This is a genomic window from Pseudomonas sp. S11P7, from assembly GCF_023195435.1.
Taxonomy (GTDB): Bacteria; Pseudomonadota; Gammaproteobacteria; order Pseudomonadales; family Pseudomonadaceae; genus Aquipseudomonas; species Aquipseudomonas fluorescens_G.
Genome location: NZ_JALPKS020000002.1, coordinates 3,866,813 through 3,882,519, shown reverse-complemented (window position 1 = coordinate 3,882,519; position 15,707 = coordinate 3,866,813). Strand labels below are relative to the sequence as shown.

Here is a 15,707-nt window from a genome sequence, read left to right as displayed (position 1 = left end):
TCAGAACATGTTCAACGGTAAATCGATCTTCATCTCCGGCGGCACCGGCTCGTTCGGGCGCAACTTCATCCGTCGCTTGCTGGAGCAATACCAGCCCAAGCGCGTGGTGGTGTTCTCGCGTGACGAGCTGAAACAGTACGAGATGCAACAGACCTTCAACGCGCCGTGCATGCGCTATTTCATCGGTGACGTGCGCGACGCCGATCGCTTGCGTCAGGCCATGCGCGGTATCGACTACGTGGTGCATGCCGCGGCGCTCAAGCAAGTACCGGCGGCGGAATACAACCCGACCGAATGCATTCGCACCAACGTCAACGGCGCGGAAAACATCATCGCCGCCGCGATCGACAACGGTGTGAAAAAAGTCGTGGCGTTGTCCACGGACAAAGCGGCCAGCCCGATCAATCTGTACGGCGCGACCAAGTTGCTTTCGGACAAACTGTTCGTCGCTGCCAACAACATTGCCGGCGAGCAGCAGACCCGATTCGCCGTGGTGCGTTACGGCAATGTCGCCGGTTCGCGCGGTTCGGTCGTACCGTTTTTCAGCAAGCTGATCGCCGACGGTGCCAAGGAGTTGCCGATCACTGACGAACGCATGACGCGTTTCTGGATCACCCTCGATCACGGCGTGCAATTCGTGCTCGACAGCTTCGCGCGGATGCACGGCGGCGAAGTGTTCGTGCCGAAGATTCCGTCGATCCGCATCGTCGATCTGGCGCGCGGCATGGCCGAGCATTTGCCACACAAAAACGTCGGCATCCGTCCCGGCGAAAAGCTGCATGAGCTGATGGTGCCGCTGGACGATGCGCGCATGACCCTGGAGTTCGAGGATCACTACACCATCCAGCCGTCGATTCGCTTTACCAGCGTCGATGTCGATTTTGCCGTCGACAAACTCGGCGAGCGTGGGCGCGCGGTGAGCGAAGATTTCGAGTACCGCTCCGACACCAACCCGCAGTTCCTTTCGGTCGGGCAGATCGCCGACCTGCACGCGAAACTCTCGGCATGATCCCCTACGGTCGGCAAAGCCTCGATCAGGCGGACATTGATGCAGTGGTCGCGGTGCTGCAATCGGACTGGCTGACCCAAGGCCCGACCATCGAACGCTTCGAGCAGGCGATGGCCGCGCGTTGCCAGGCCGATTTCGCCGTGGCGGTGTGCAACGCCACCGCGGCGCTGCACATCGCTTGTCTGGCGGCGGGGCTGGGGCCGGGCGATCGTTTGTGGACCACGCCGAACACCTTTCTCGCCTCGGCCAACTGCGGGCGCTATTGCGGCGCCGAGGTGGATTTCGTCGACATCGATCCGCTGACCTGGAACCTCGACGCGGTGGTTCTTGCTACGAAGCTGGAACAGGCCGAGCGCGACGGCACGTTGCCGAAAGTGCTGGTCGCGGTGGCGTTCTCGGGACAGAGCTGTGACATGCGGCGCATCGCCGAACTGGCGCAGCGCTATAACTTCACCGTGATCGAGGACGCCTCGCACGCGGTCGGCGCCAGCTATGCCGGGCGCCCGGTCGGGTGCGGCGAATTTGCCGCGATGACGGTGTTCAGTTTCCATCCGGTGAAAATCATCACCAGCGCCGAGGGCGGCATGGTCCTGACCAATCGCCCGCACCTGGCCGAGCGTCTGCAACGCCTGCGCAGTCACGGCATGACCCGTGATGCGCAGCAGATGACCGAGCCCAGTCACGGGCCCTGGTACTACCAGCAGATCGAGCTGGGCTTCAACTATCGGATCACTGACCTGCAAGCGGCGCTGGGGCTGTCACAGCTGGGCAAACTGGACGAATTCGTCGCCCGGCGCCGCGAACTGGCGGCGCGCTATGATCGCTTGCTGGCGTATTTGCCGGTGACGTTGCCGAGCCTGCAGGAAGAGGCGGAGTCTGCCTGGCACTTGTATGTGATTCGCTTGCAGACCGAGCGCATCAGCCTCAGTCATCGTCAGGTCTTCGACGGTTTGCGTGCCGCCGGTATCGGCGTGAATCTGCACTACATCCCGGTGCACTTGCAGCCTTACTATCAGGACCTGGGTTTTGCCGAGGGGGATTTTCCCGAGGCTGAACGCTACTACGCTCAAGCCATCAGCTTGCCGCTGTACCCCTTGCTGAGCGATGAGCAGCAGGATCATGTAGTCGAGCAACTGCGCCGACTGACCGAAGGATGACCGCTGCGGCGGTGGACGAGACTGTGTCATGCGCGATCTGAGCGAGCAGGAAAGGTTCTGGCAGGGTGAATTCGGCAACCAGTACGTTGAGCGCAACGTCGGCCAGGCGCTGGTGGCGGGCAATCTTGGCTTTTTCGCCAAAGCGCTGAGCCGCGCGGGTCGCGTCGACAGTCTGCTGGAGCTGGGCACCAACGCCGGCAACAATTTGCAGGCACTGCATCAGTTATTGCCGCGCTGCGAACTGTTCGGGGTCGAGATCAACGAAACCGCGTGTGCACAGGCGCAGGCGCTGGACATTGCGCAGATCTGGCACGGTTCGCTGTTCGATTTTCCTGCCGAGCGTCGCTACGATCTGACCCTGAGCAAAGGCGTGCTGATCCATCTGGCCCCCGAGTTGTTGCCGCGCGCCTATGCGCAGTTGTACGAGCTGAGCCAGCGCTACATCCTGATCGCCGAGTATTACAATCCGGCGCCGGTGGAAATCGCCTACCGCGGCAACAGCGGCAAGCTGTTCAAACGTGATTTCGCCGGGGAAATGCTCGACCGCCATGCTGACTTGCAGTTGGTCGATTATGGCTTCGTCTATCACCGCGATCCGCAGTTTCCGGCGGACGACATCACTTGGTTCCTGTTGGAAAAACGCTCTTGAGCAACGTCGCAATCATCCCCGCCCGTGGCGGCAGCAAGCGTATCCCGCGCAAGAATCTCTTGCCGTTCGATGGCGTGCCGATGATTGCCCGCTCGATCCGCACGGCGCTGGATTCAGGTTTGTTCGAGCAGGTTGTGGTCAGCACCGACGATGTCGAGATTTCCGAGGTCGCGAGGGCGCACGGTGCGCAGGTACCGTTCATGCGCCCGGCCGATCTGGCCGATGACTTTACCGGCACGGCGGCGGTTATTGCGCATGCGCTGGAGCAGTTGCCGACCTTCGATTTTGCCTGCTGCATTTACGCCACTGCACCGCTGTTGCAGGCACGCTATCTGCGTCAGGGTTTCGACCTGCTGGAGCAGCATCCTGATCGATCATTTGCGTTCTCGGTCTGCGATTTCGCTTTTCCGGTGCAGCGTGCGCTGACCGTAGACGGGGAGGGCGCCTTGACAGCGTTGTATCCCGAGTTTCGCAATACCCGCTCGCAGGATCTGCCCGAGGCGTATCAGGATGCTGGTCAGTTCTATTGGGGACGCAGCGCTGCATGGCTGCGCGGTGATGTGCTGTATTCACCGGCCAGCCTGCCGGTGATTCTGCCGCGCTATCTGGTCCAGGACATCGACACGCCCGAAGACTTCAAACGCGCCGAATACCTGTACGCGGCGCTCAAGGCCGGCGGAGAGCTTTCATGAGAGTGCTGATTCGCGCTGACGCCTCGCCGACCATTGGCAGCGGTCACATCGCCCGCTGTCTGACTTTGGCGCGGGTATTGCGCCAGCAGGGCAGCCATGTTGCGTTTGCCTGTCGGCGGTTGCCGGGGCATCGGCTGGACGCCTTGAATGCCGAAGGCTTCGAAACTTACGCATTGCCCGAGCGCTATCGCGACGAGGACCCGCTGCAGGCCATCGAATCGATGTTGCCGTGGCAGTTCGACATTGATGCGCTGGGCCAATTGCTGGATGGGCAGGCGGAGTTCGACTGGATCATCGTCGACCATTACGGCCTCGACCATCACTGGCAAACCGCAGCGCGGCGCTGGGCGCATCGCATCGCGGCGGTGGACGATCTGGCCACCCGGCGCTACAGCGTCGATCTGTTGCTCAACCAGAATCTGTCCGGCCTCAGCGAAAACTATGCGCCGCTGCTGCCAGCGGGATGCCGCACCTTGCTCGGCCCGCGCTATGCGATGTTGCGCGAGGAATTCGCTTGCGCGGCAATCGAGATCAAACCGACGGCGCGCCGGGTATTGGTCAACTTCGGCGGCTTTGATGCGGCGATGCAGACCCATCACGCGATGCTCGCCCTGGCCGATTTCAACGAGCTGCAAGTGGACTTCGTTGCCGGCGCCGACAACCCGGCGTGGGCACAAATGCAGGCGCTGGCCGAGACGCGGCCGAACTGGCGCTTGCACAGTTTTGTCAGCGATTTTTATCAGCGCATGACCGAGGCCGATCTGTTCATCGGCGCGGGCGGCGGTACCAGTTGGGAGCGTGCGGCGCTTGGGTTACCGACGATCTGTATCGCGGTGTCGAATAACCAGCAGGCCAACGGCGAAGTCATGGCCGCTGCGGGCGCGCATGTGTTTCTTGGCGCCCGTGAGCAAGTCAGCGTTGAGCAATTGCGCGATGCGGTCGGTTTCGTCGGCAACAATTTCTATTTGCGCCAGAGCCTGGCCGAACGTTCGCGGCAACTGGTCGATGGCCGTGGCGCCGAGCGTGTTGCGGCAGCATTGGCCGGCGCGGTGCTGAAATTGCGTCCGGCAACGCTCGACGACGCGCAGTTGCTGTTCGACGGGCGCAATGCCGAAGCGGTGCGGCGCGGGTCGCTGGACTCCAGCGTGATCGACTGGCCGCAGCATCTGGACTGGCTGACGGCGAGTCTGCGCAACCCGCAGCGGCTGTTGTTGATTGCCGAGGCCGACGACGGTGCCGTCGGTGTGGTGCGGTATGACCTGCGGGAGTTTGACGCTGAAGTGTCGCTGTATCTGCTTGAGGGGCGCATCGGTCTGGGCTGGGGCAGGGCGCTGCTGGCGCGGGGCGAAGCTTTCGTCACGATGCACTGGGCGCAACTGCAAGCCATCACCGCGCGGGTTTTGCCGGGCAACGCGCCCTCGTTGAATCTGTTTCGTGACGCCGGCTTCAGCCAGGAGGCCTGCGTGTTCACCCGTGTTCTGAAGGATCAATCGCATGACTAGCTTCAAGATTGGCAATCGCTCGATCGGTGCCGATGCGCCGCCGTTCATCATTGCCGAGATGAGCGGCAACCATAACCAGTCGCTGGAGGTCGCCCTGCAAATCGTCGAGGCCGCCGCCCGGGCCGGGGCGCATGCCTTGAAGTTGCAGACCTATACCGCCGAGACCATGACCCTGGATCTGTCCGAAGGTGAGTTTTTCATCAAGGATCCGAGCAGCCTGTGGGCCGGCACCTCGCTGTACGAGCTGTACGAAAAAGCCCACACGCCGTGGGAGTGGCACGCGCCGATTTTCGCTCGGGCCAAAGAGTTGGGAATGCTCGCGTTCTCGACACCGTTCGATGACAGCGCGGTGGATTTTCTCGAAAGCCTCGATGTACCGGCCTACAAGATCGCCAGTTTTGAAAACACTGATTTGCCGCTGATTCGTCGCGTGGCGGCCACCGGCAAGCCGCTGATCATTTCCACCGGCATGGCCAGCATCGCCGAACTGGATGAAAGCGTGCGTGCAGCTCGCGAGGCGGGCTGCAAGGATCTGGTGCTGCTCAAGTGCACCAGCACCTATCCGGCGACCCCGCTCAACAGCAACGTACGCACGATCCCGCATCTGCGGGAACTGTTCGGTTGTGAGGTCGGGCTGTCCGATCACTCGATGGGCGTCGGTGTTTCCGTGGCGGCGGTGGCGCTGGGGGCAACGGTGGTTGAAAAACATTTCACCCTCGACCGTTCAGCCGGTGGCGTCGACGCCAGTTTTTCCCTGGAGCCGGCAGAAATGGCCAGCCTGGTGGTGGAAACCGAGCGCGCCTGGCAAGCCATGGGCCAGGTGCATTACGGCGTCACCGAGGCCGAGCGCAAGTCGCTGGTGTATCGGCGCTCGCTGTATGTCACCGCCGACATGGCCGCCGGTGACACCTTCAGTCGCGACAATCTGCGCGCGATTCGCCCGGGTCTCGGTCTGCCGCCCAAGCACACCGACGCCGTCCTTGGCCGCCGCTCCCGCGCGCCGATCAAGCGCGGTACGCCGCTGGACTGGTCGCTGCTCGAATAAGCCGATCTGCACCGATTCGGCTAAATAGCGTGACCTGCGAGTCATAACGCGCATCTTCACTGTATTGTATTGATCGGGGAGATGGCGCCTGGCCCGTATTGCGGTTCCAGTGATAGCCCTTAGCGCTCCCCGTGGCTGCCCGTTGTGGCGGCCATTTGCTGTTTGTCGGCGCCCCTCGAAATCCTTGCGAGCGGTGGTCTTGGGCTGTTTTTTATTGGGAAGCCGTAATGATTGGCATAAAAAGCATTGCGAGCTACGTTCCTGTAGCCGGCGTGGACAATTACGCACAAGGTGCAAAATTCGAGAAGGATGAAGAATTCATCCTTGGCAAGATCGGCTCGGCGTTCCTGCCGCGCAAAGACGCTGAACAGGAAACCTCCGACCTGTGCGTGGAAGCGGCCAATGCGCTGTTTGCCAGCAACCCGCAGTTGAAGCGCGAATCGATCGACGCGCTGATCGTCGTCACCCAGAACGGCGACGAAGAAGGCCTGCCGCACACCGCGGCGATCGTGCAGGACAAACTGGGCCTGCCAACCAACGTAGCGGCCTTCGATATTTCTCTGGGCTGCTCCGGTTATGTCTACGGTATCTACGCGATCAAAGGCTTCATGGAAGCCGCCGGCCTGAAAAACGGCCTGCTGATCACTGCTGATCCGTACTCGAAAATCGTCGACCCGGAAGACCGCAACACCACCATGCTGTTCGGCGATGCGGCCACCGCCACCTGGATGGGCGAAGACCCGACCTGGGCGCTGGGCAAGGCCAAGTTCGGCACGGACGGTTCCGGCGCACCGCATTTGAAAGTCACCGACGGCGTGTTCTTCATGAACGGGCGTCAGGTGTTCAACTTTGCCCTGCTCAAGGTCCCGGCGCATTTGCACGAGCTGCTCGATGATTCCGGCCTCAAGTCCGATGACATCGATGCGTTCTGCATTCACCAGGGCAGCGCGGCGATCGTCGATGCCGTGGCGCGACGTTTCGAAGGCGAGCCAGAGAAGTTCATCAAGGACATGGTCGAGACCGGTAACACCGTGTCGTCCAGCATTCCGTTGCTGCTGGAAAAACACGCGCTCGATTCGCAATGGCAGCGCGTCGCGCTGAGCGGCTTCGGGGTGGGTCTGTCGTGGGGTTCGGCGATCATCTATCGTCCCTGATTCAGACGAAAACGGCAGATACAAAAATAGCGTTCAAGGTTAACCTTGAACGCTATTTTTTTGCCTGATACGGAGCGCGAGGCGTCATGAGCGAGTTTTTTCAAGCCAATGCGCAGGTGTTGCAGCTGCGCTGGCCGGCGCTGTTCGAGCGCTTGCTGGGCGAGGACAGCGCAAGCGTTGCTGCTGAACTGGTGCACGGGCTCGGCTCGACGCTGAGCGTCAATGGCGTGCAACTGACCAGCCGGCATGATCGCTTGCATGAGGCGCAGGTACAGGCGGCGAGCCTGGCGGAAAAACCGCAACTGCATGTCTATGGCACCGGCCTGGGCGATTTGCCCGGCGTGCTGCTCAAGCGTGCCGGTCTTGAGCGCTTGTACGTGCATATCCTCAATGGCGCACTGTTCGCACTGGTGCTGCAACTGCTCGATCAGCGCCAGTGGCTGGACGATCCGCGCGTCGAGTTGTTTTACGCCGATGAGCATGCTGACTTCTTCACGCCGTTTTTCGCCCTGCCTGCCGAGTTGCTGCTGGCCGATGACGCTAACGCGAAAATCCGTGATCGACTGGTCAATGAAATTCACCTGACGTTCAACAACCGCGAGTTCGATCCGCAGTCAGCGCAGATCCAGCAGCGCTTGCAGGAATGCCTGCCGGTGTTGCTCGGCGATGCCGATGTGGCGCAACTGTTCGGTAGCTGCGCCGGGCGGGAAATCTATGTGATTGCCACCGGGCCGAGCCTGGAGCAGCATTTCGCAAGTCTGGCGGCGATCCGCCAACGTGCCGAGCGGCCTCTGTTCATCTGTGTCGATACCGCGTATCGCCCGCTGCGCGAACATGGCATCGCGCCGGATCTGGTGGTGAGCATCGATCAACGCATCGGCTTCCGCCATCTGCCTTTTGAACAGTCCGATGGCATCCCGCTGGTGTACCTGCCGATGAGTGATCCGACGGTATTGCAGGCCTGGAAGGGCAAACGCTACGGCGGCTATTCCGCGAGCCCGATCTATGCGGACTTGCGTGAGCAATATCCGCGCGGCCAGTTGCACGTCGGCGGCAGCGTGATTCATCCGGCGGTGGATCTTGCAGTGAAGATGGGCGCTGCGACGATCACCCTGTTTGGCGCTGACTTCGCGTTCCCGATGAACAAGACTCACGCCGGTTGGGATGACGGCGACCTCGGGCCACCGGTGAATCAGGCGCGGCACTGGGTGCGTGACGGCCATGGCCAGCGCGTCAGCACTCAGCTGAATTTTCGCGGTTATCTGTGTGTGCTTGAGCGCTACATCGCTGCGCATCCGCAGGTCGAGTTTCTCAACAGCAGTCGATCCGGGGCGCTGATCGCCGGAACCGCTTTCAATCAGGAGTTCGTGCAATGAATGCCTTGGGGCGCTGCATGAAACAGTGCCGCGACACTGCAGCGCTGTTTCGCCTGGGCCGTGATGTCGAGGCCGCGCTAAGCATGGTCGATGTCTTCGAAAACGCCCAGCAGTGCCTGGCGTCTGCCTCAGTAGAGACGCAGCAGCAGTGGGCGCAGGTGTTGACGCAAATGTTCGAATGTCAGGAGCGTCAGGACTGGTTGGCCCTGGCGGATTATATGGAGTACGAACTGGTAGATCTGCTGGAACGTGCTGCGGCCTGAACAGGCCGATGGCGCTGGCCCGCCGCTTTGCGCGGCAGGCGGTTTTATGGCGTCAGTTTTTCGCGGTTGGACGGCGGCTAAGTCTTTGTTTTCTCGGGGGTGGCGTGGTGATGGCAAAATTTTTTCAAAAAGCCCTCAAGCAACCTGCAAACCCGACGATAACTATTACGAAGGTTCTCTAGGCCATACCCGGCGGTTGCCAGGGCCGGAAGCCGCAGTACCCAACCAACGAGGAATTCGTCATGGCTTTAACAGTAAACACCAACACCACATCGTTGAACGTTCAGAAAAACCTGAACCGCGCTTCCGACGCTCTGTCGACTTCGATGCAACGCCTGTCTTCCGGCCTGAAAATCAACAGCGCTAAAGACGACGCTGCCGGCCTGCAGATCTCCAACCGTATGTCCTCGCAGATCCGCGGTAACACCCAGGCCATCCAGAACGCCAACGACGGTATCTCCGTTGCCCAGACCGCTGAAGGCGCTCTGCAAGCCACTACCGACATCCTGCAGCGTATGCGTGAACTGGCTGTTAAAGCCCGTAACGGTACCAACGGCACTGCTGACCAGACCGCTACCAACGCTGAATTCGCTCAGATGTCCGACGAGATCACCCGTATCTCGGCTTCGACCAACCTGAACGGCAAAAACCTGCTGGACGGTTCGGCTGGTACTGTGACCCTGCAAGTGGGCGCAAACACCGGTTCGGCTAACCACATCGACCTGGTACTGAGCTCCAAGTTCGACGCCGTCAGCCTGTCGGTTGGCAGCGGCACTGTTGTACTGACTGGCGCCAGCCCTTCTGACGCTGCCGTTGCCATCGACAGCGCGATCACTGCAATCGACGCAGCTATCGCTAACATCGGTGCAACCCGTGCCAGCCTGGGTGCTTCGCAAAACCGTCTGACCAGCACCATCCAGAACCTGCAGAACATCACTGAAAACACCACCGCTGCTCAGGGTCGTGTACAGGACACCGACTTCGCCGCTGAAACTGCTAACCTGACCAAGCAGCAGACTCTGCAGCAAGCTTCGACCTCCGTACTGGCTCAAGCCAACCAACTGCCTTCCGCTGTACTGAAGCTGCTTCAGTAATTCGGATCGAGTTTAAGCGGGGGAGTGCGCTTGTCGTGCTCTCTCGCTTTTTTACGTTAAGAGGTGATGGGCATGGACATGAGCGTAAAGCTTAACGTGTCTTATCCGGCTCCCAAGCCAGTGCCACCGGTTGCTGACAAACCGTCAGAACTGCCGAAAGTCCAAAAGACTGAAGCACCGGTCGCTGCCAAGGATCAGGATTCGGACGGCGCCAAGTTGAAACTGGCGGTGCAAGAGATCGAAAAGTTCGTCCAGTCGATCAAGCGTAATCTGGAGTTCTCGATTGACGAGCATTCTGGCAAAGTCATCGTCAAGGTGATCGCAAGCGAGACAGGTGAAGTCGTTCGGCAGATTCCTTCCGCCGAAGCCCTCAAGCTGGCGGACAGCCTCGCCAATGCAAGTCACGTGTTGTTCGACGCCAAAGTCTGATAAATGGCATGAATAGTGTTTGTTCGTTCCCAAGACGCCTTTAACGGTCAAAAGAATGGCAACAATCTGAAGGGAGATGCACATGGCAAGTCCAATTCTACCGGGTTCCGGACTGGGTTCCGGCCTGGACATCGGCGCTATCGTGACTGCGCTGGTCAACGCCGACAAGTCTGCCAAGCAGACGCAGATCGATACCGCGACGAAAACCAATAGCCTGAAGATCTCTGGCGTCGGTTCGCTGAAAAGTGCATTGGCGGCATATCAGAAAGCAATGGGTGATCTGAACAAGGCAACGAGCCCGGCGTTCGCCGGTTTTACTGCGACTTCGGACACGCCGACGGTTGTCGGTGCCACATCGGATAAAACCGCCGTACCGGGTACCTATAGCGTTGTTGTGAAAAATCTGGCCACCGGCTCGAAAGTAGCCAGTGCCGCCTTCGCCGGCGGGGCCGCCAGTGCCATTCCGAGTGGTACTCTGAAAATCAGTCAGAATGGCATTGATTACAATGTCGCGATTCCGGCCAATGCCACCTTGCAGTCCACCCGCGATGCGATCAACACCGCGCAGGCCAGCAATGGTATTTCGGCCAACATCGTGACCGACAGCACCGGTTCGTCGCGTCTGGTGCTCAGCTCGAACAAGACAGGTGCCGGCATGGACCTGCAGGTCAGCGGGATCGCTGGTCTGGAGATTGATGGCACCCAGGAAATGGGTGGTAGCCCGGCAGCCGGTGCGTCCGGCGCTGTCGGTAAGCTGGCGATGGATGCCAGTCTGACCATCGACGGCCTCGCCGTTACCAGCAAGACCAATACCGTGACCGGTGCAATCAGCGGCATGACCCTGAATCTGGTCACCGCAAGTCCTCTCGTCGGTGGCGTGGCAACGCCATCTACCGTGTCGGTCGCCACCAATACCGCCGGGATTCAGACGTCGCTGCAGTCGTTCATCGACTCCTATAACACCTTGAAGAAAACCATCGACACCTTGTCCAAGGCAACGCCGGACGCCGATGGCAACCTGACCGTTTCGGCAGCGTTCACGGGTGACGCTCTGCCGCGTTCGTTGATGGCAGATGTGCGCGCTCAGTTGACCGATCCAGGGGCGGGCGGAGCAGGGCAATTGTCCGTGCTGTCGCAGATGGGCGTGTTGACTGACAGCAAGACCGGTTTGCTGACGCTCGATACCTCCGTGTTCAACAAGCGTATGGAAACCCCGGGCATGGCTGGCCAGGTCCAGCAATTGTTCAGCGGTACCGACGCGAAAAACGGTCTGCTGGCACGCATGAGTGCGGCAGTCGATCCTTACGTCAAGACGGGCGGGCTACTGGATCAGCGCAGTTCCAATCTGACCAATCTGACCAGCAGCCTGCAGAAGCAGCAGGTGGCGCTCGACTTGCGCGTCGCCAACCTGACCACGACGTTGACCGCCAAGTACAACGCCATGGACTTGCTGGTAGGGCAGATGAAAGCGACGGCGAGCAACATCACCTCGTTCTTCAGCTCGCTGAATGCTCAGCAGTCCGCGAAGTAACCGTTGGTAACGACAAAAACCCGGCTACGCTAGCTCAGCGTGTGCCGGGTTTTTGTCTTTTGATCTAAAGTTTTCAGGCTCGTTGGCGATACACTGGTTATACGAGTCATTGTGGCAATGAGGTAGAACATGAACCCGATGTTAGCCCTTCGGCAGTATCAAAAAGTCGGTGCCCATGCGCAGACATCCGAAGCGAGCCCGCACCGTCTGGTGCAAATGTTGATGGAAGGTGGCCTGGCACGCATCGCTCAGGCCAAAGGCGCCATCGAGCGTAAGGACATACCTGGCAAGTGCACTTCGATCAGCAAGGCGATCGGCATTGTCAGCGGTCTGCGCGAAGGTCTCGACCTGGAAAACAACGCGGAAGCGCTGGCCGACCTGGATGGCCTGTACATTTACATGATGAAGCGTCTCGCCGAGGCGAACATCAGCAGTGACCCGCGCATTCTCGACGAGGTTGCCGGCTTGCTGAGCACGGTCAAGGAAGGCTGGGACGCCATCGCGCCTGTGCCTGCTCCGCAGTTCTGAAGGAGAGCGTCATGAGCCTTGTATTGCAGCGAATTGCCGATACCCGTGAGGCGCTGGTCGGTGCTCTGGCCGAACGCAATTGGGAAGCCATCGGCGAGCTGGATCTGGCTTGCCGGTCCTGCATGGAAGACGTCATGGCGGAAGCCTCGCTGGACGAAGTCGCGTTGCGCGACAACCTCGAAGAGCTGCTGTTCGTTTACAAGGAGCTTCTCGAAGTGGCCATGGGCGAGCGGCAGGCGATAGCCAATGAGATGTCGCAGATCACCCAAGCGCAAAAAGCGGCAAAGGTTTACCATCTGTTTGGCTAATTAACCGTCAGTTAATCCAGACATGTGCGCCATAAATTTGACTGTGCACGGTTTTTTGACTTAACTAGTGGCTATTATCAGATTTAGGGCGTCTACAGGCACATGGTGTCCTGCAAGCGTCTCGCTTGCCCCATTTTTCGGGCATTGAGTTGACTAGGGAAGTTGCTATTGCATGTGGCGTGAAACCAAAATTCTGCTGATCGATGACGATAGCGTCCGCCGCCGTGACATGGCGGTGATTTTGAATTTTCTCGGCGAAGAAAATTTGCCCTGCGGCAGCCATGACTGGCAGCAGGCTGTCGGCTCTTTGTCATCTAGTCGTGAGGTCATTTGCGTACTGATCGGGACCGTCAATGCTCCTGGTGCGCTTTTGGGCTTGCTAAAGACACTCTCAACCTGGGATGAGTTCCTTCCGGTTTTGTTGATGGGCGATAATTCTTCCGTTGACTTGCCTGAAGACCAGCGTCGGCGGGTGCTTTCCACCCTCGAAATGCCGCCCAGCTACAGCAAATTGCTCGATTCGCTGCACCGTGCCCAAGTCTATCGCGAGATGTATGACCAGGCCCGCGAGCGCGGTCGTCATCGCGAACCCAATCTGTTTCGCAGCCTCGTCGGCACCAGCCGGGCGATTCAGCACGTCCGTCAGATGATGCAGCAGGTCGCCGACACCGACGCCAGCGTGCTGATCCTTGGCGAGTCCGGCACCGGCAAGGAAGTGGTCGCGCGCAACCTGCATTACCATTCCAAGCGCCGTGATGCGCCATTCGTGCCGGTCAATTGCGGCGCGATCCCGGCCGAATTGCTGGAAAGCGAACTGTTCGGCCACGAGAAGGGCGCCTTCACCGGGGCGATCACCAGCCGTGCCGGGCGTTTCGAGCTGGCCAACGGCGGTACGCTGTTCCTTGACGAAATTGGCGACATGCCGTTGCCGATGCAGGTCAAGCTTCTGCGCGTACTGCAGGAGCGGACCTTCGAGCGCGTGGGCAGCAACAAGACCCAGAGCGTTGACGTGCGCATCATCGCGGCGACGCACAAGAATCTTGAAAGCATGATCGAGATCGGCAGCTTCCGCGAAGACCTCTATTATCGCCTGAACGTGTTCCCGATCGAGATGGCGCCGCTGCGCGAGCGCGTCGAAGACATCCCGTTGCTGATGAACGAACTGATCTCGCGCATGGAACACGAAAAGCGCGGTTCGATCCGTTTCAACTCGGCGGCAATCATGTCGCTGTGCCGTCACGGCTGGCCGGGCAACGTTCGCGAACTGGCCAACCTGGTCGAGCGCATGGCGATCATGCACCCGTACGGGGTGATCGGCGTGGTCGAGTTGCCGAAGAAATTCCGCTACGTCGACGACGAAGACGAGCAGATGGTCGACAGCCTGCGCAGTGATCTGGAAGAGCGCGTAGCCATCAATGGTCACACGCCGGATTTCAGCGCCAACGCCTTGCTGCCGCCGGAAGGCCTGGATCTGAAGGACTACCTCGGTGGTCTGGAGCAGGGCCTGATCCAGCAGGCGCTGGACGATGCCAACGGCATTGTGGCGCGTGCGGCGGAACGCTTGCGCATCCGTCGTACCACGCTGGTCGAGAAGATGCGCAAGTACGGCATGAGCCGGCGCGATGGAGACGAACAGGCGGATGATTGACGCCTGTTTTCCAGGTGCTTCATTTATAAGCGCTTTTTTTTAGGCACGGGTATTGCTACACCCCTCGCAACGTTCCGTTTCACTGACGGTCAGCCAAGCGAGAGAGCACAATGCCCCAAGCCGCCCAGATCTCTTCTGCCTCCAATATCGTGGGGCAACCCTCGTCCGTAGAGCAGGCAAGCCGTCAGGGACTTGAGCAGGCGTTCGAGCTGTTCAACCAGATGTCCAGCCAGCTGACCGATTCCTACAGCATGCTCGAAGCGCGGGTGACCGAACTCAAGGGCGAGCTGGCCGTGGTCAGCGCCCAGCGCATGCAGGAGCTGGCGGAAAAGGAACGCCTGGCCAATCGCCTGCAAAACCTCCTCGACTTACTCCCCGGCGGCGTGATCGTCATCGACGGCCACGGTCTGGTGCGCGAAGCCAATCCGGCTGCCATCGACTTGCTCGGCTCGCCACTCGAAGGCGAGCTCTGGCGTCATGTGATTGCACGTTGCTTCGCGCCGCGTGAAGACGACGGTCACGAAATCTCTTTGAAAAACGGTCGACGCCTGTCGATCTCAACCCGCTCGCTTGACGCCGAGCCGGGGCAGTTGGTGCTGCTCAACGATCTGACCGAAACCCGTCATCTGCAAGACCAGCTGGCGCGCCACGAGCGTTTGTCTTCGCTGGGGCGCATGGTTGCTTCACTGGCTCACCAGATTCGTACGCCGCTGTCCGCGGCTTTGCTCTACGCCAGTCATTTGACTGAACAGCAACTGCCGGTGGAAACCCAGCAAAGGTTTGCCGGACGCCTGAAAGAGCGTTTGCATGAACTGGAGCATCAGGTGCGCGACATGTTGGTGTTCGCTCGCGGCGAGCTGCCGCTCACCGATCGCCTCACGCCCGATGCCTTGATGCAATCGTTGCAGGCAGCAGCGCTGACCCATGTGCAGGACCTGCCAATCCGCTGGCAGTGCGACAGTCATTCCGGTGAGTTGCTGTGCAACCGCGACACACTGGTCGGCGCACTGCTCAATCTGATCGAAAACGCCATTCAGGCCAGCGCCGGCGAAGCGCGCCTGAAAGTGCATTGCTACACCCGTGAAAACACATTGCGCCTGTGTGTCAGCGACAGTGGCAGCGGCATTGACCCTACAGTTCTGGCGCGCCTCGGTGAGCCGTTTTTTACCACCAAAGTCACCGGTACCGGCCTCGGCCTGACCGTGGTCAAGGCGGTGGCCCGCGCGCATCAGGGCGAGTTGACCCTGCGTTCGCGCGTGGGGCGCGGTACTTGCGCGCAGGTCTGCCTGCCGCTGTTTTCCGCCGCACAGGGAGTTGAATAA

The 15,707-nt window shown here is 60.1% G+C and carries 16 protein-coding genes; all 16 read left to right on the top strand.

Features of this window, described 5'->3' with window-relative positions; genetic code table 11:
* Nucleotides 1-7 precede the first annotated feature (7 nt).
* The 16 genes from pseB (at nt 8) to M0746_RS17785 (ending at nt 15,707) form a co-directional block, all read left to right on the top strand.
* Nucleotides 8-1,009 carry a UDP-N-acetylglucosamine 4,6-dehydratase (inverting) gene (gene pseB / locus M0746_RS17860; protein WP_258450090.1) on the top strand — a complete coding sequence of 334 codons (1,002 nt, stop codon included), beginning with the start codon at nt 8-10 and terminating at the stop codon, nt 1,007-1,009.
* Nucleotides 1,006-2,166 carry a UDP-4-amino-4,6-dideoxy-N-acetyl-beta-L-altrosamine transaminase gene (gene pseC / locus M0746_RS17855; RefSeq protein WP_258450089.1) on the top strand — a complete coding sequence of 387 codons (1,161 nt, stop codon included), beginning with the start codon at nt 1,006-1,008 and terminating at the stop codon, nt 2,164-2,166. Before pseB ends, pseC begins: the two co-directional genes overlap by 4 nt.
* A 28-nt stretch (nt 2,167-2,194) precedes the next feature.
* Nucleotides 2,195-2,815 carry a pseudaminic acid biosynthesis-associated methylase gene (locus tag M0746_RS17850; protein ID WP_208938251.1) on the top strand — a complete coding sequence of 207 codons (621 nt, stop codon included), beginning with the start codon at nt 2,195-2,197 and terminating at the stop codon, nt 2,813-2,815.
* Complete coding sequence (pseF, locus tag M0746_RS17845) at nt 2,812-3,507, top strand: pseudaminic acid cytidylyltransferase (protein ID WP_258450088.1); 696 nt, start codon at nt 2,812-2,814, stop codon at nt 3,505-3,507. Before M0746_RS17850 ends, pseF begins: the two co-directional genes overlap by 4 nt.
* On the top strand, nt 3,504-5,009 hold the full coding sequence (gene pseG, locus M0746_RS17840; protein ID WP_258450087.1) for a UDP-2,4-diacetamido-2,4,6-trideoxy-beta-L-altropyranose hydrolase: 1,506 nt from the start codon (nt 3,504-3,506) through the stop codon (nt 5,007-5,009). The genes pseF and pseG overlap by 4 nt, the downstream gene beginning before the upstream one ends.
* Nucleotides 5,002-6,054: a pseudaminic acid synthase gene (gene pseI, locus M0746_RS17835; protein WP_208938248.1), complete on the top strand. Its 1,053-nt coding sequence runs from the start codon at nt 5,002-5,004 to the stop codon at nt 6,052-6,054. Before pseG ends, pseI begins: the two co-directional genes overlap by 8 nt.
* A gap of 227 nt (nt 6,055-6,281) precedes the next feature.
* Nucleotides 6,282-7,208 carry a ketoacyl-ACP synthase III gene (locus M0746_RS17830; protein ID WP_206414928.1) on the top strand — a complete coding sequence of 309 codons (927 nt, stop codon included), beginning with the start codon at nt 6,282-6,284 and terminating at the stop codon, nt 7,206-7,208.
* An 86-nt stretch (nt 7,209-7,294) separates the two neighbouring features.
* Nucleotides 7,295-8,584, top strand: coding sequence for a motility associated factor glycosyltransferase family protein (locus M0746_RS17825; RefSeq protein WP_258450086.1), 1,290 nt, complete (start codon nt 7,295-7,297; stop codon nt 8,582-8,584).
* Nucleotides 8,581-8,847, top strand: coding sequence for a hypothetical protein (locus tag M0746_RS17820; protein WP_258450085.1), 267 nt, complete (start codon nt 8,581-8,583; stop codon nt 8,845-8,847). The genes M0746_RS17825 and M0746_RS17820 overlap by 4 nt, the downstream gene beginning before the upstream one ends.
* Before the next feature lie 242 nt (nt 8,848-9,089).
* Nucleotides 9,090-9,941 carry a flagellin domain-containing protein gene (locus tag M0746_RS17815; protein ID WP_073472782.1) on the top strand — a complete coding sequence of 284 codons (852 nt, stop codon included), beginning with the start codon at nt 9,090-9,092 and terminating at the stop codon, nt 9,939-9,941.
* A gap of 72 nt (nt 9,942-10,013) precedes the next feature.
* Nucleotides 10,014-10,370: a flagellar protein FlaG gene (locus M0746_RS17810; RefSeq protein WP_208938244.1), complete on the top strand. Its 357-nt coding sequence runs from the start codon at nt 10,014-10,016 to the stop codon at nt 10,368-10,370.
* A gap of 82 nt (nt 10,371-10,452) precedes the next feature.
* Complete coding sequence (gene fliD / locus M0746_RS17805; RefSeq protein WP_258450084.1) at nt 10,453-11,901, top strand: flagellar filament capping protein FliD; 1,449 nt, start codon at nt 10,453-10,455, stop codon at nt 11,899-11,901.
* Nucleotides 11,902-12,030: 129 nt separating this feature from the next.
* Entirely contained in the window at nt 12,031-12,429 is a 399-nt protein-coding gene (gene fliS / locus M0746_RS17800; protein ID WP_090282350.1) for a flagellar export chaperone FliS, read from the top strand.
* Between the two features lie 11 nt (nt 12,430-12,440).
* Entirely contained in the window at nt 12,441-12,737 is a 297-nt protein-coding gene (locus M0746_RS17795; protein WP_016771085.1) for a hypothetical protein, read from the top strand.
* Between the two features lie 172 nt (nt 12,738-12,909).
* A complete protein-coding gene (locus M0746_RS17790; protein WP_208938242.1) occupies nt 12,910-14,385 on the top strand; it encodes a sigma-54 dependent transcriptional regulator in 1,476 nt (491 codons plus the stop codon).
* A gap of 110 nt (nt 14,386-14,495) precedes the next feature.
* Nucleotides 14,496-15,707 (top strand): sensor histidine kinase, encoded by a 1,212-nt coding sequence (locus M0746_RS17785; RefSeq protein ID WP_208938241.1) that lies wholly within the window; start codon nt 14,496-14,498, stop codon nt 15,705-15,707.